This is a genomic window from Spirosoma pulveris (assembly GCF_054781875.1).
This window is the reverse complement of the sequence record NZ_BAAGTO010000016.1, coordinates 73572-89807: the sequence shown is the minus strand read 5'-3', so window position 1 is coordinate 89807 and position 16236 is coordinate 73572. Positions and strand designations below refer to the sequence as shown.

Below are 16236 nucleotides of genomic sequence, written 5' to 3'. Positions count from 1 at the left end.
GCTTTATAACGCATTTGCTTGGTGAAATTTTTACTGATTTTTTCGCTGTTCTTTTCATTCATTGTCTCTCCTCTACTGGCTCAGAAGAAAAATGAACAGTACCAGCTTCACATTAGCCGGGCTACCTCGCCAATTGTCATTGACGGGTCTGTTGAGGAGCCAGCCTGGCAAGCGGCTGAAGTAGCGACCGATTTCTGGATGGTGCTGCCTATGGACACCAGTCGCGCGAAGGTTCGAACCGAAGTTCGAATGGCCTATGACGACCACAACATGTACCTGAGCGCCGTATGCTACCATGGCGATGTTCCGGGCCCTTACATTGTCGAATCCCTCAGGCGCGACTGGGCATTCGGAAAAAACGACAACTTCATATTCTTCATGGACACCTTCGACGACCAGACCAACGGCTTCACCTTTGGTACGAATGCCGCCGGAGCGCAATGGGATGGCCTGTTATACGAAGGCGGCAAAGCAAATCTGAGCTGGGACAATAAATGGACATCGTCCGTCCGCAACTATCCGGACCGATACGTTCTGGAATTAGCCATCCCGTTCAAAACAATCCGATACAAACGGGGCATCAGCCGCTGGGGTATCAACTTCAGCAGGCAGGATTTAAAAACAACGGAGAAATCATCCTGGACGCCCATTCAGCGCCAGTTTCCAACAGCTTCCCTGGCCTTAACGGGCGTACTCGTCTGGGATCAGCCGCCACCACAGCCCGGCCCGAACATCTCGCTCATTCCCTATATGCTTAGCGGTGTCTCGCGTGATTATCAGCAAAATACACCCAACAAAAGCCGCTTCGATGCCGGACTCGATGCCAAGGTGGCCGTTACCTCATCGCTGAACCTTGACCTTACGGTAAACCCCGATTTTTCGCAGGTCGACGTTGACCAGCAAGTGACGAACCTCGACCGTTTTGAGTTATTCTTCCCGGAAAGAAGGCAATTCTTTCTGGAGAACGGCGATCAGTTTACCAACTTCGGCTATTCCACCATTCGTCCTTTTTTTAGTCGGCGGATTGGTTTGGGTGGCGTACCCATTCGGTTTGGGGCTCGTCTGAGTGGAAAGCTGAATAAAGACTGGCGACTCGGCGTCATGGACATGCAAACGGGGCGCGTTGAAGACATGGGGCCGGGCGTAGAACCGCTCCCGGCGCAGAATTTCGCCGTTCTGGCGCTGCAACGAAGAGTTTCGGCCCGGTCGAACATCGGTATGATCTTCGTTAATAAAGAATCGCTTTCCTACACGCCAACGTCCGACAAACCGCTTTATACGCGTTACAACCGCAATCTGGGGCTGGAATACAACCTGGCTTCGGCAAATAATTTCTGGTCAGGCAAGGCCTTGTACGTCAAGTCGTTCAGCCCTTCCCAATCGGGTGAGGATGCGGTCTATGCGGCTAATCTTCAGTATAATACGCGCCGTTGGCTCATTAGTGGCCAACTCGAATCGGTTGGAAAGAACTATACAGCCGAAGCCGGTTACGTACCCCGCCGGGGCTATGAACGGGCACTGGCAACGGTTGGCTACACGTTTCTCCCAACGGGTAGCGGAGTACTCAGCCACGGCCCAACAGCAACATCAACGTATTTTTTCGATCCGGCCGGGCGACAGAGTGACAACGAATCCGTACTCAGCTACATCGTCACTTTCCGCAGTAAAAGCGTTTTTACCGGCTGGATCGCCACAGACTATGTACGGCTGCTGCAACCCTTCGATCCAACAAATACGGGGCGGCAAACCCTGGCAACGGGTACAGAACATAGTTGGACGGCCTGGGGAACGGATTTTGACTCCAAGCCGCAGAGTGTCTTTACCTACGGCTTTTCGTCCCGCTACGGTGGTTACTATAACAATGGCACCCGTTTAAATCTGGCAGCCGATATTGGCTACCGTTTTCAGCCCTACGTGAGTTTGGCAGCCAGTGCCAACTATAACGATATTCGGTTGCCACAGCCCTGGGGTCAGACGACGTTCTGGCTTGTAGGACCACGTTTCGACGTGACCGTAACAAACACCCTGTACTTGACCACGTTTGTTCAATACAACGAACAGCAAAAGAACATGAACGTGAATGCACGGGTACAATGGCGCTATAAACCCGCGTCTGATTTTTTCCTGGTGTATACCGACAATTATCTGCCTAATTCTGCACAGATTGGTCAGGATGTGCCGGGGTTCTTCTCGGTTAAAAACCGCGCGTTAGTGTTGAAGTGGACCTACTGGTGGAATATCTGATTTTGCGCCGTAAACAAACGGTGCCAATGTCAGTTGTTTATAAGCAATCTACCAGCGGTAGTCTTGACTACTACACACATAAAACCAACGATTATGAAAACGCTTCTGCGCTATTTCCCCACGGCCCTGGTCGCCGTACTCATGACGCTTACGCTGACCAGTTGCGCAGCTATTGGCGACATATTTAAAACTGGTGTCTGGACAGGCGTCATCCTGGTTGTTGTCGGTATCGGCGTTGTCATCTGGATCGTCTCCAAGTTATTTGGCGGTGGTGGCGGCAGCAGCAATGTCTAGCCGATTACACCTATAGCTTTACGAAAAAAAGCCGGATCCTGCGTGGATTCGGCTTTTTTTTGCTTCTTACTTACTGAGTCTTACGCAACCAGTTCCAGTAAGCCATCACGTTGAAGAACGGCGCGCTGGCGTTCGGCCAGATCATCAGATGCACGCATGAGCGGCAACCGAACTTCGGCCGAAATCATACCCATAATTTCCAGAATACTTTTTACTCCAACCGGATTCCCTTCTTCGTACAACAGCGGGTCAATACGCAGGAAATGGGAGAGTTCTTTGCGGGCAAAAGCGAAATCACCCTGTAGCGCAGCGTCGATCAGGCTTGAAAACTTGGCCGGGAACGCATTGGCAACAACCGACATTACCCCAACACCACCAATGCTGATGATGGGTACAGATTGTACGTCGTCGCCGGAAATGAGAAGAAAATCCTCGGGTTTGTCGCGGGCTATTTCCATACACTGCTCAATCACACAGGACGCTTCCTTAACGCCGATGATATTAGGATGCTGGGCCAGTTCGCAAATTGTTTCGGCCGACATGTTGATGCCCGTCCGGAATGGAATGTTGTACAGGATAACCGGTACCGGACTGGCGTCGGCCACGCGGGTGAAATGCTCGATTACCCCCCGTTTGCCGGGCTTGTTGTAATACGGGCAAACCGACAGAATAGCGTCGACACCATCGAAATCTATATCCTTCATGCCCGATACAACATCGGCAGTGACGTTGCCGCCCACGCCAAATACGATGGGCAGATTCTTCGGGTTATTTTCCTTGAGGTATTGGAGTAACTGTTTCTTCTCCTGCTTCGTCACCGTTGGCGATTCGCCGGTGGTGCCCTGAAGGACGATATAGCGAACGCCCCCATCGGAGATGTGGCGAACGATGCGGCCAAAGCCGTCGAAATCAATTGATTGGTCAGCGGTAAAAGGCGTCACGATAGCAACACCTACGCCGTGAAATTTGGTATCCATTAGGGGAAACAGGAATGTATATTACGACAAAGTTACGGGAATTTATAGAGTCGTCATGCGTTTAGGCTGCCATATTGAACGAGAAATCTTGTGGCACGACGTAAGCGAGTGTTTTCATGCAGAGACCTCACCGTGAATCCCAATCGATTTACACAACCAACATCGCCATGAACTCGTCTTCGCCAATCATGGGTACGTTCAGTTTCTTCGCTTTTTCTACCTTCGATGGACCGGCATTTTCACCAACGATGAGGTAGTTCAGCTTTTTCGAAATTCCGCTGAGCAGCTTACCGCCATTGGCTTCAATACGGGATTCCAGCTCTTCGCGGCTGAAATTAGCGAAGGTTCCGGTGTACAGAAATGTTTTGCCGGTCAAGGTATCGCCTTCCTGTTCCACTACTTTTTTCTCGCCGACAAATTGCAGCCCTGCCGCTCTGAGCCGTTCCACAAACGCCCGGTTGTCGGCATCCCCAAACCAGGCGACGACACTTTCCGCAATGCGCGGACCCGTATCCGGAACGGCCAGCAACTGCTCCTGCGTGGCGTTCATGATGGCGTCCATCGACCCGAAATAATCAACCAGTTTCTCGGCAGTGGTATTACCCACGTAACGGATACCTAACCCAAACAGAACATTGGCGAACGGCTGCGATTTTGAGCGCTCAATGGCCGTGAGTATGTTCTCAACCGTTTTTTCTCGGAAGCTGACAACCCGTTTTTTGCCGGTCTCCTCCACCAGAAACACCTTTTCGATCCCCAGCAGGTCCGTCGCTTTCAGGTCATATAGATCGGCGGGGGTTTGCACCAGCCCCCGGTCGATGAGAAGTTCGATTTTCCCTTCGCCCAGGCTTTCGATGTTCATGGCCCGTCGCTGGATGAAGTGTTCGAAGCGGGCCTGTCGCTGGGGTGGGCATCCCTGCTCATTGGGGCAGTAAAAATGCGCTTCTCCTTCTTTCCGGACGAGGGTCGTCCCGCACGCAGGGCAGGTGGTGGGATAAACGATTGGCTGGCTTTTGTCGGTGCGACGGTTTAGGTCGACACCCGTTATTTTGGGGATGATCTCCCCTCCTTTTTCAACATAAACGGTGTCGTGCATCATCACGCCCAGCCGTTCAATTTCATTGGCGTTGTGCAGGGAGGCCCGCTTCACGACTGTTCCGGCCAGCAGTACGGGCGTCAGCAAGGCAACGGGCGTAACGGCTCCCGTCCGGCCTACCTGATACTGAATGCCGTTGAGTTCAGTACTGGCCGCCATTGCCTTGTATTTAAACGCAATGGCCCAGCGTGGACTTTTGGCCGTGTAGCCCAGGTCCCGTTGCTGGTCGTACCGGTTTACTTTAATTACGATACCATCGGTACCAAGGGGCAAGTCGAAGCGTTTGGCCTCCCATTCGTTGATGTACGCCATTACCTCCTGAATGTCGGTACACTTCCGCCAGGTTGGCGACACATTGAATCCCCATTCATTCAGCGCAACCAGGCTCTCTTCATGGGTTTGAAAAATGTCCGTTTCGGATAAAAACGAATACAGATAACAATCGAGCCGGCGTTTGGCGACCGCGCCGGAGTCCTGTTGCTTAAAGGTACCGGAAGCTGCATTTCTCGGGTTTGCCAGCAGCGGCTCGCCAATATCCTCCCGCTCTTTATTGATCCGCTCGAACTCAGCCAGGGGAAGGAACCCTTCGCCCCGAACCTCAAAAAGATTTGGAATCGCCGTAACGGACGGGGCGGATTCCGACTGAGCCTGCACGCTCTTATGCCCTCCACCGATGCGCAGAGGGATGGTCCGGATGGTTCGGATATTGTTGGTAATATCATCCCCCCGAACACCATCGCCACGGGTTGCACCCTGCACCAGTACCCCGTTTTCGTAGGTTAGGCTGAGGGCTACACCATCAAATTTCAACTCACAGATGTACTCGTACGCCTGCCCGTTCAGTCCTTTCTGCACGCGCTTGTCGAACTCGATGAGGTCTGCTTCAGAATAGGTATTGCCGAGCGAAAGCATTGGAAAACGGTGATACACCGTCTTAAACTCTTTGCTGATAGTACCGCCTACGCGGGCCGTTGGGGAGTCGGGCTGCCGAAATTCGGGATACTGATTTTCCAGTGCCGTAAGCTCGGTCAGTAACTTATCGAAGGTAAAATCGTCTACTTCCGAGATGCTATTCTGGTAGTATTGAAAATTGTAGTAATTCAGGCGGTTTGTTAGGTCAATGATCTGTTCTTCCGGATTCATAATATACTTTTCAATCGTTAGGTAGCGGTTCCCGGCGTTGGTTCACTGGACATCAGTGGACGAATCGCACAAAACTTCCTTTGTTCTAAACGGGCAACATCGTTATTGTTTCTTCGTTCATCCAAAAAAAAGTATTTTTACGGGATAAAAAAGTTGTGTGTTTAGCGTAGTCGCTTCGTAATTACTTGTTTCCACAATCCAATGTACTCAGAAGTGCCGACTATTAAACCTCAACCATTGCCTTACTGTCCATGATAAAGCCTCTTATTGCTCCATCGCTGCTTGCGGCCGACTTTGCTAACTTGCAACGCGATCTTGACCTGATTAACCGGAGTGAGGCTGATTACCTTCATTTTGATGTCATGGATGGCGTCTTCGTGCCCAATATTTCGTTCGGTTTTCCGCTGCTCAAGGCGGTTCATGAACATTGCCGGAAACCGCTGGATGTTCACCTGATGATTACAGACCCGGACCGTTATCTTGACGAGTTTGCCGAAGGGGGTGCCTCTACCATCCATGTTCATTACGAAGCCTGCCCCCATCTGCACCGAACACTTTCCCGCATCCGGGAATTGGGTTGCCGGGCGGGGGTGGCCCTCAATCCGCACACACCTGTTTCGGGGCTGGTCGACGTGCTCGAGCAAATTGATGTTATCCTGATCATGTCCGTTAATCCTGGCTTTGGCGGGCAGGCATTCATTCCGCACACAATTCAGAAAATTGCGGGGCTCAAACAGTTTTTGCTGGCAAACCAGTGCCCGGCCTTAATTGAGGTCGATGGTGGCGTCAGTCTATCCAATGCCCAGTCCCTGCTCAATGCCGGGGCAGATATGCTGGTTGCGGGTAGTTCCGTCTTTAACGCCCCGGATCCTTCTGTAGCCATTACCCAGTTAAAAAATAGCCACCTTCCATCGTTGGCTTAATCTATCCGTAACTTATACTGTACCTTACCTGATCTAATTTTCATGAAGAAATCGTACCTGCACGGCCTGTTGAGTGCGTTGCTATTGGCAACGGCCTGCCAACATACACAAACGGACCAAAGCGGAACCACAATGTCCGATACAACAAAGCTACCTGCCCCTCCGGCTCCTGAATGGGCTAAGAATGCTACGATTTATGAAGTGAATATCCGTCAGTTTTCGGCAGAAGGAAATTTTAAAGCGATAGAAGCTCAATTGCCCCGATTAAAAGAACTCGGCGTAGACATCGTTTGGTTGATGCCCATTTACCCAACCAGCCAGAAAAACCAAAAGGGCTCTTTGGGTAGTCCGTACGCCATTGCCGATTACAAAAGTGTTAACCCGGCCTATGGTACACTCGCCGATTTTAAATCTCTCGTGAATCGGGCGCATGCCCTTGGCCTGCGGGTCATTTTGGACTGGGTGGCTAACCATACCGGTTGGGACCATGTGTGGGTGAAAGAACACCCCGATTGGTACACCAAAGTAAATGGTAAACCAACAGCGCCTATCGACCCGAAAACCGGTAAACCTACTAACTGGACAAATGTAATCGACCTGAATTACGATAACCCCGAGATGCGTAAAGGCATGATCGATGCCATGCAATACTGGGTTAAAGAATGCGGGGTTGACGGGTATCGCTGCGATGTAGCCGGGTTTGTCCCCAACGACTTCTGGGCTGAACTGCGGCCCCAACTGGACAAAATAAAGACCGTTTTCATGCTTTCCGAATGGGAAGATGAGCCCGACCACTTCAAGAGCTGTTTCAATATGAATTACGGCTGGAGTATGCATAATATGATGAAAGCTGTGGCAAAGGGAGCCCGCTCGGCCGACAAAATCGATTCCTTGCGCGAAGCCAACCAGAAACGATTTCCCAAATGGTATTATCAAATGCTGTTTACCCAAAACCACGATGAAAATTCTAATAGCGGCACCCTGACAGAATCGTTCGGCCCCGCAGCTGATGCTTTTTTTGTGCTGAGCAGTACGCTGGAAGGCATGCCCCTGGTGTACAATGGTATGGAAGCCAACTTAAACAAACGGCTGGCCTTTTTCGAGAAAGACACCATTCTTTGGGCCAATTACCCGAAGAGTGATTTCTATAAAACACTCCTCACACTGAAACACCGAAATCGGGCTCTCTGGAACGGACTGGACGGTGGTCAGGTAGTGAAAATTCCGACCGACCATGACGATAAAGTATATGCGTTTTACCGGCAGCGGGACAACGACCGTGTCACCGTTTTTCTGAATCTAAGTAATCAGCCCCAAACGGCCCGGCTAACCGGCGATGGATATACCGGCACGTATACCGATGTATTCAGCCATCAGCCGGTTGAGTTGAAACCCGAGATCACTGTCACGCTGAAACCCTGGGAATATCGGGTAATGACCAACTAAACTTCAGCATTTTACCCTTTGAACGACCCCGAACAGGCTCCGTTTAACACTTATGGCTTTTATCACCATGATTTACTGCCTATATTGGAGCTAATAGAGCGTTTAATCTCATGCTTACGCGACTTCTTCTTTTCTTTGGTTATTTATTAATTAGCTCCCTGGGCGGCCTTGCCCAGTCGGCCGGTACCAGGCCGGCTGATTCCCCAAAGCGACCTAACAATCCGGCAGAAACACTGCAGCAACCTACGGGCAGTGTGCAGTGGGCTAGTCGGGTAATTGGGGTTTCTTCTGAAAAGAAAGGGGAACCCTACGGCGAACAATACAAAGCCTCGCAGGTACTGGGCCGCCCTAGCAAATTACCGGATATGGGCGAAAGTCCGTGTGCTTGGGCACCTTTTTATGCCGATGGTACGGCCGATGAATGGATACAGGTTGGCTTTGCAAAACCCATGCGGGCCCGCCAGATCGTTATTGCCGAAAACGTGAATCCCGGTTCGGTGGTGCGCGTTCTTGCCATTGATCCCAAAGGGGTTGAGCACTCGGTATTTGAAGCTACCGGTATTCAGGCACGTCAGGACCCACTCTTTCGCCTGTTCCCAAAAGACACCGCTTTCCTGTGCACGCAGTTGAAAGTCTTTATCAACGGCGCGGCCCTGAAAGGCATCAACCAGATCGATGCTATTGGCATTACAACTGATCTTAAGCCGGTTTCGGTAAGCCTGGTTATCTCAAAAGACATACCTAAAGAAATAAAGAAGGAGAACCTGGGTAAAACGGTCAATTCATCCGGCCAGGAAGTGGCCCCGGTCATTTCTCCCGATGGCCGAACGCTTTATTTTACGCGGAACTTCAACAAAGCCAATATCGGGGCATCGGACCGGCAGGACGTCTGGTATTCGACCCTTGAGTCGGGGGTTGGCGGCAATTCGTCGGGCTGGAGTGAAGCGGTCAATATCGGTTCTCCGATCAACAACACCGGTGACAACGCCATCAGCGGCATGGCTACCGATGGACGGACGGCCTACCTCATCAATGTGTACCGTCCAGACGGGGGCATGTCATTTGGCATTTCAAAATCCATTCGAACAAAAACGGGCTGGTCGCAACCGGTTGAGTGCCGGATTACCAACAACTACAATCTTCACGAAAAAAACCAGCTTGAATTCTGTGTCTCGCCCGATGGGCACGCCATCATTTTAGCCGTGCAACGAAAAGATACTAAAGGTGACCGCGACCTGTATATTTCTTTCCAGAAGGCCGATAATACCTGGCAGGAGCCCGTTTCGCTCGGCAACGTCATAAACACGGCCGACTTCGAAAGTTCTCCGTTTCTGGCCGCTGACAGCCGAACGCTTTATTTTACTTCGGGGGGACATCCGGGCTATGGCAACGGTGACATTTTCGTGTCGCGTCGGCTGGACGATTCGTGGAACAACTGGAGTGAACCCGAGAATCTGGGTCCGGCGATCAATACAAATGAGTGGGACGGCTATTTTACCATTCCGGCTTCCGGCGACTATGCATATCTAAGCTCCCGGTCGGGTTCGTTAGGTGAGGACGATATTTTTCGATTAAAGCTGTACCCGGCTATCAAACCAGATCCTGTTGCCATCATTTCGGGCCTGGTACTGGACTCAAAAACAAAAAAGCCCATTGCCTCGGAGATCGTTTCGACCTTGTTCGGTGATCAGAAACCACTGGTTAAAGTTGACTTCAGCCCCGAAACCGGTGAATATAAACTTATCCTGCCAACGCAAAAAACCTACGTGCTGACGGCCAGCAAAGAGGGGTACTTCCCAACCGTCGAAACGCTGGATCTGAGCAAAGACAAACGCTTTCGCGATATAAAAAAGAACCTTTACCTCGCTAAAATTGAGGCTGGGCAGACTATTACCATGCGCGAAGTCTTATTTCAGCAAAGCCAGTTCAACTTATTACCCGGTGCTGACGTAGAGCTTGACAAGATGGTCGACATGATGGAAAAGCACCCTACCATGCAGCTACTCATTGAAGGTCATACGGATAATCAGGGCGATTGGGAGCCAAATATGAAGCTGGCCGAAGACCGCGTCAGGGTCGTAAAAGAGTACCTTTTGAAAAAGGGTATTAACGCCGGGCGCATTCAGACAAAAGCCTGGGGACCCAGCAAACCCATTGCCAGTAACGAAACTGAAGAGAAGCGTAAACTTAACCGAAGAGTAGAATTCACCATCCTGAAATTGTAAAACCGGCGAGTCGTGGCTTACATTTGTGCCCAAATCCCGAATTCTCTCACTTCAGACCGCATGATTACCAATAACCGTTCTGGTTTAGTTGCCCAGTTGAGTTCCCCACGCCTGCTTATTATTATAATCCTTCTGTTTGCATTAGGTCTCCGACTCTATAAATCCAGCGTTCATGGCCTTTATCTTGATGAAAAGTTTACACTGATTAACACATCAGGAATATCGCTGGAAGGGTACAACCAGCACGACGTCTTTTTCACCCCGGGCAAAACCTATTTCACCCCAAAGGAATTCTGGAAAGAAAAACCGCTTAAAGATTACATCCGGGCCATTATCCAGACCGACATTGGCAACAGCCCTTCTCACTACGCACTGCTTTGGGCCTGGATACAGTTCTTCGGAATGAGCGACCTCTCCATTCGAATGCCGTCCATTTTGTTCAGCACCCTGATTGTTGGTCTTGTCTTTTTACTGGTCAGGCGGTACCTTCGATCCGACTCATTGGCGCTTTTGTGTGCCTTTCTAACCGCTATTGAGCCGTTTTTCATTGCCTATAGCCACATGGCCCGCAATTATTGCATGACCATCTTTATCAGTCTGCTGGGCACTTATCTCTTTTTACGAATTCTGGACCGACGGGCTGAAGGCAAGCAACCCATAGGTTTGTATATTGGGTACGGCTTATCCTTCGCTCTGGCTACACTCGGGCATTATCTGGCCGTAACTATTTTTCTGTGTCACGGGCTTTACCTGGTTCTGTTTAACCGTGACCTGAAAACATACATTGGTTTGGGAATCAGTACTATTGGGGGAGCCCTGGGCCTGATTATTCCCTGGTTTGTGTTCGGTGGCGGAAAATACACCTTTCAAACGCTGGCTTACCAGGCCAAACTGTATGGTGGACTGGCCCTGACGAACCCATATAACAATGGCTTTGGCATTATTCTGCCTGCTACGCTTGGCAATGTAGTTAAGAAGTCGATTCCGGTTCTGGCCGATTTGTTTATGTTCTCCAATGGCCTTTCTACCGATACGCTGGCCTTTCGGAATCTGATTATTGCCTTCGCACTTGGCTGTGTAGCGGTGCTGATCATCCATCGATTTGGCCGGGGTCGCTCCGTGCCGGTTTGGGTAAGCGTTCTGATCCCGCTGTTACTCGTTGCCGGATTCGCGGTTTACTCGGTACAGTCGCCCCGGCTGATCGTGGCCGCTGCCGTTCCCCTGTTTTATTATCTGCTCAGTCAGGCATTCCTCGGCTATACAAGTCGGCCTGAGCGTCGGTTCCTGTTTTTACTGGTGCTGATGAGCACTATACCGACCCTGTTTTTGATTGCCATTGCCTTCCGGAACGGACATACCTATGGTATTACGCAGCGCTATTCCGGTTTTTCATTTCCGTATGCACTCATTCTGGTTGGCCTGACCGTTCGGGAGGTATTTCGTCAATCGACTTACCTGCGGTTGACGCTGGCGGCTGTTCTGCTGTTGCAGGGTTATTACATCGCCGACTTACTATACCGGATCTACGAGGACCAGGCACCAAAGTATACGTATTACGGCCACTATCGTATCGAGAACCCATATGCAACTGCCGCTAACCGGATAAAGAGTATGTACATGACGGGCGATACCGTTCTATATCCATCGCCCCGAACAGCGCCCCGCGATGAAGTAGAGAATACATACACGACGCATTCGATCATCGACGCGCAATACACGAACCTGTATCTCCCCAAAGATGCTACCTATTACCAGCGAATGGACACCACCCAGACCGACCGAATCATTCTGATAAAAGGGAAGACAAAACAACGCGTGACGATTTTTGATTTTGAAGGCACTAAATACAGGTACTAATCGTGATCACACAACAGCCCATAACGGATAAGTCACGACAACCCGAACAGCCAAAGCCAATTCAGCGGTGGCTGCCGGGCAGTTCGTGGGTAATGCTGGGCGTTCCGATCCTGTTTTTCGCTGTCGTCTGGCAGTACTATGCCGTAAATATTCCCAAATGGGACGATCACGCGCTGCGGGCGTTTCTGTTTTACTCCGACCAGGAAGCTTCGTTAACGGGGAAAATTTATCAGCTTTTCAGGCAACACAACGAACACCGGATTGTGTACGACCGACTGATCACGAGACTTGATTACGCGCTGTTCGGGAGGCTCAACTTTATTCACCTCATGCTGGTTGGTGACTTGAGTTTGGTTGGCTTGCTGCTGGTTTTTACAGCCGCGTTGCGCCGGTCAATGCCCAGTCAGCAGACCGTAATTTATGCACTTCCGGTGGCCATGCTGCTCTTTAACCTGTCGCAGTGGGAGAACATGTTTTGGGGGATGGCCTCTCTGCAAAACTTTTCGGTGGTGCTTTGGGTATTGGCGGCTTTCTATTTTTTGAGCTATACCCGTTTATGGGGTCTCGCCCTGGTGGCGGCTACGCTGGCGACATTAACCAGCGGCAATGGCCTTATGGTCTGGCCAATTGGCTTTGTGATTCTCGCATTGCGCATACCAGCTTACGCGCCGGCAACCAGTCGGCAGCTTTACCGACCCCTGCTCGGCTGGTTGACTGGGGCAGCGCTGGTGATTGTGCTTTATTTCACCGGCTTCTCGAAGCCGGAAGGCATCGATTATGTGAAACCCGGCATAGCTGCTCTGTTAAAAGGCTGGTTTGCTGTTCTGGGAGCGGCCGCCGAAACCTTGCCGGTACAGGCTCCCCTTCGGGCGTGTATTTTACTGGGTGGTGCACTGTTTGTATCCATTCTTTGCATCATTCTCTGGACCCTCTGGAACAACCGGCGTTCTATCATAACCGTAGTCAGCAGGGTAGTAAAGCCTAATTCCAACGCACCTATAACGGAAAAAACGATTGCTTCTATTACGCTCTTCTTCTGGGGTTGTGCCGCCTTTATTTTAGGAACAACCCTTGTTGTTGCCTGGGCACGAACGGGATTTGGCGCCGAGTTACTGATTACGAGTCGGTATAAAATGTACTCGCTGACGGGCCTATCCCTTCTGTACCTGTATGCGGTGGTGAATTTACCCGGACGCCTTGGCAGTTTATGGATGCTGGGGAGTGTGATCAGCAGTTTTGCCTTTGCCGCCCTGACGTACTACGCGTTTCTGGACGAAACTATCTGGTGGCGGCATTGGCTAACGACCAATCAGTTCAACTGGACGTATAAAACGAATCAGCCCGTTTTCTCGTCCGACACCATATCACAAAAGTATACCCCCGCGAGTCCGGCCTTCTACGATGCGGCATTACCCGTCATATTCGGTTCTGCCGAACAACCGGTTATGGATTTGCACCTAACCAAAATCAAGGGCGGATATTCGGTCGAAAACACAACATTCCCGTTTCAGGGTTTGCGTGATGAAGGCGCTTATGTAATGGCCCGGTCAGCCAAACGGATGTATTTGTTCCCGGTCTGGCAACATCAGCAATCGATTCTGGCCGCTCGATTCAAGCCGGCTAATGTGTTTACGGAAGGCTTTAAAGCTACGCTCCTCGATCTGGAACTGGAAGCAGGCAGTTATCAACTGTTTGTATTGAAAGTGTCGGATAAGAACACCTTTAGTCTATATCCAACCAACAAACAGCTGGTGTCGAAAGGCCCGCCCGCTACTGTGGGAGCCAAAAACTGGTAGCCTCCGAGCCGTTTTCAATTTTATTACGAGACTAATATAAAATACACTTGATTCATCAACACAACCCTTCGTCCAACTTACCTAACCAGTCGTCTATGTCAACACCCGCGCCTGTCCGTTCAACGCTGAACCACCTTCGGCAACTGGACGGCATCCGGTTCATTGCGGTTGGCATGGTCTTATTCGATCACTGGATGGTAGGACGGGCCGACGGGTTGGCACTGGGCGCTTTGGGTGTAACCATCTTTTTTGTGCTGAGTGGTTTTTTGATCACCCGCATTCTGTTGTCGAGCAAAGATAAACTCAGCAACCAGCCAAACGGAGGACTGAGCAAGTATCTCAGGACCTTCTACATTCGCCGTACCCTGCGTATTTTCCCAATTTATTACCTGACGCTGTTTGTTCTTTACCTGGTCAACGAACCACCCGTTCGCCGAACGTTTGGCTGGCTGGCGCTCTACGCGTCCAATATTTACATAGCCCGCTACGCAACCTGGATGGGAACCGTCGACCACCTTTGGTCATTGGCCGTTGAAGAGCAAGTGTATCTTATTTTCCCTTTGCTCCTCTTTTTCATGCCGCGCCGGTGGGTTCCACTCACCTCCCTACTTATGATCGTTGGCAGCGTTGGGTTACGGTACATCCTCTTTCGCAAGCACCTGCCCTGGTTTATTGGGTATGTATCCATGCCCACCTGTCTCGATGCTTTTGGTCTGGGTATGCTGATGGCGTTCACCTGGCTCTACCGGCGTGAGTGGTTTACGCGCCTGTTTCAATCGTCGGTCTGGGTTATTATCAGTCTGTTGGGCTTTTTGGGAGCTGTCTGGCTAACAAACTGGCTCGCCGAGACGCCATCCATTGGGTATCACAATGTGGTAGCCGATGTTTGGGAACGGCTGATCGGCTCCCTGTTCGGCTTTTTCCTGATTGGCCGGGCAGTTGTCGGGTTCAAGGGGCCCATGAAGTGGGTACTCGAAAACCCCATTAGTCAATACCTGGGTCGTATCAGTTACGGGCTGTACCTCTTTCATAATTTCGTCTTTAACTTTTTCCACACCCAACCAACTCATTTTACGGTTCGGGCCTGGAATCGCCTTTCCGAAATGATGCCTTTCCTAACAAGTTCCTATTTTTTCCAGTTTTCATTTTATCTTGCGCTAACCGTTGCGTTGGCAACAATTTCCTGGTTTTTGATCGAAAAACCGATTAATAATCTGAAAGACCGGTATTCATACTAATTTGTGGATTATGGATACTATACTCCTGCTCCGGTTATGAACAGGCCACACACTAAGGTCAGGTTAGTTTACCTATTTCAGCGGTAACAATTTCCTATATTTGCAAATCCTCTTTATCAAAAACATAGTTACCAACATAATTGTCGCTGAATATCGGCTTATTCCTATACTACGCTCTCAACCAATGTGCCGGTTTCGATGTCTGTTAATGAGTTTTCACTAATTATCCAAGTATGAGTCTCCTGCTGTCAATTGTAATGCCGGCTTACAACGAAGAAGAAGTTATCGAAACTGTTGTCAAGCAGTGGACTGATTTGTTGACCCGCCGATTTCCTGCCGAAAATACGCGTCTGATTGTTGTTAATGATGGCTCGCGCGATAAAACGGGCGCCATACTCGATCAAATTAAAAACCTGTACCCAAAGCTGCTGGTCGTGCATCAACCCAATGGTGGTCATGGTAACGCCGTTGTGAACGGGTATCGGCAGGCGGTAGCTCTTGACTCAGAATTCATCTTTCAGACAGACAGCGACGACCAGTTTATTGCCGATGATTTTGAGAAACTTTGGGAGAAGCGGAGCAAGTCGCCGTTTATTCTGGGCTACCGGGAAGAACGCTACGATGCCCCGGCACGCCTGCTCATTACGCGTATTTTGCGCTTGAGCATCGCCTTTATTTACGGCACCTACATTATGGACAGCAACATCCCCTTCCGGTTGATAAGAGGAACGTTCCTGCGTAAACTCCTGGCTCAATTACCCGATCCAACCCCCTTTGCGCCCAATATATTCCTGGCTGTTATGGCTAAAAAAGCCGGATATGATACTTTTGACATCCCCATTACCCACAAAGAGCGGGTTACGGGAACGGTTTCTATCTTGAAATGGAAGCTACTGAAGGTGTGTATCCAAAGTTTTAAAGAACTGGCTCAGTTCCGTTTTGAATTAAGTCGTAAAGTAAAAGCCCTTAAGAAGCCAGAAGCCGTAGTTGCGTAAGT

At 50.3% G+C, this 16236-nt stretch carries 11 protein-coding genes; 9 read left to right on the top strand and 2 right to left on the bottom strand.

Annotated features, from left to right (window positions below; translation table 11 throughout):
* The first annotated feature begins 21 nt into the window (after positions 1-21).
* Both ACYVJM_RS29200 and ACYVJM_RS29195 read left to right on the top strand, forming a co-directional pair.
* Positions 22-2244: a carbohydrate binding family 9 domain-containing protein gene (locus tag ACYVJM_RS29200; RefSeq protein ID WP_461151665.1), complete on the top strand. Its 2223-nt coding sequence runs from the start codon at positions 22-24 to the stop codon at positions 2242-2244.
* Positions 2245-2337: 93 nt separating this feature from the next.
* On the top strand, positions 2338-2538 hold the full coding sequence (locus ACYVJM_RS29195; RefSeq protein ID WP_461151664.1) for a hypothetical protein: 201 nt from the start codon (positions 2338-2340) through the stop codon (positions 2536-2538).
* An 80-nt stretch (positions 2539-2618) separates the two neighbouring features.
* Here the strand turns inward: ACYVJM_RS29195 and dapA are convergent, their stop codons facing one another.
* The gene (gene dapA / locus ACYVJM_RS29190; RefSeq protein WP_461151663.1) at positions 2619-3515 is read right to left on the bottom strand and encodes a 4-hydroxy-tetrahydrodipicolinate synthase; all 897 of its coding nucleotides are present in this window, start codon (positions 3513-3515) and stop codon (positions 2619-2621) included.
* Between the two features lie 148 nt (positions 3516-3663).
* Positions 3664-5754, bottom strand: coding sequence for an NAD-dependent DNA ligase LigA (ligA, locus tag ACYVJM_RS29185; RefSeq protein WP_461151662.1), 2091 nt, complete (start codon positions 5752-5754; stop codon positions 3664-3666).
* A 251-nt stretch (positions 5755-6005) separates the two neighbouring features.
* Between ligA and rpe the strand changes: the two genes are divergently transcribed.
* From rpe to ACYVJM_RS29150, 7 genes are all read left to right on the top strand, one after another.
* Positions 6006-6677: a ribulose-phosphate 3-epimerase gene (rpe, locus tag ACYVJM_RS29180; RefSeq protein WP_461151661.1), complete on the top strand. Its 672-nt coding sequence runs from the start codon at positions 6006-6008 to the stop codon at positions 6675-6677.
* A gap of 42 nt (positions 6678-6719) precedes the next feature.
* Positions 6720-8123 (top strand): alpha-amylase family glycosyl hydrolase, encoded by a 1404-nt coding sequence (locus ACYVJM_RS29175; RefSeq protein WP_461151660.1) that lies wholly within the window; start codon positions 6720-6722, stop codon positions 8121-8123.
* Between the two features lie 110 nt (positions 8124-8233).
* Positions 8234-10348, top strand: coding sequence for an OmpA family protein (locus ACYVJM_RS29170; protein WP_461151659.1), 2115 nt, complete (start codon positions 8234-8236; stop codon positions 10346-10348).
* A 60-nt stretch (positions 10349-10408) separates the two neighbouring features.
* The gene (locus tag ACYVJM_RS29165) at positions 10409-12205 is read left to right on the top strand and encodes a glycosyltransferase family 39 protein (RefSeq protein WP_461151658.1); all 1797 of its coding nucleotides are present in this window, start codon (positions 10409-10411) and stop codon (positions 12203-12205) included.
* Positions 12206-12207: 2 nt separating this feature from the next.
* On the top strand, positions 12208-14001 hold the full coding sequence (locus tag ACYVJM_RS29160; protein ID WP_461151657.1) for a hypothetical protein: 1794 nt from the start codon (positions 12208-12210) through the stop codon (positions 13999-14001).
* A 95-nt stretch (positions 14002-14096) separates the two neighbouring features.
* Positions 14097-15239, top strand: a complete 1143-nt coding sequence (locus ACYVJM_RS29155) for an acyltransferase family protein (protein ID WP_461151656.1) — start codon at positions 14097-14099, stop codon at positions 15237-15239.
* 233 nt (positions 15240-15472) lie between these two features.
* Positions 15473-16234: a glycosyltransferase family 2 protein gene (locus ACYVJM_RS29150; RefSeq protein WP_461151655.1), complete on the top strand. Its 762-nt coding sequence runs from the start codon at positions 15473-15475 to the stop codon at positions 16232-16234.
* The last annotated feature ends 2 nt before the right edge of the window (positions 16235-16236 follow it).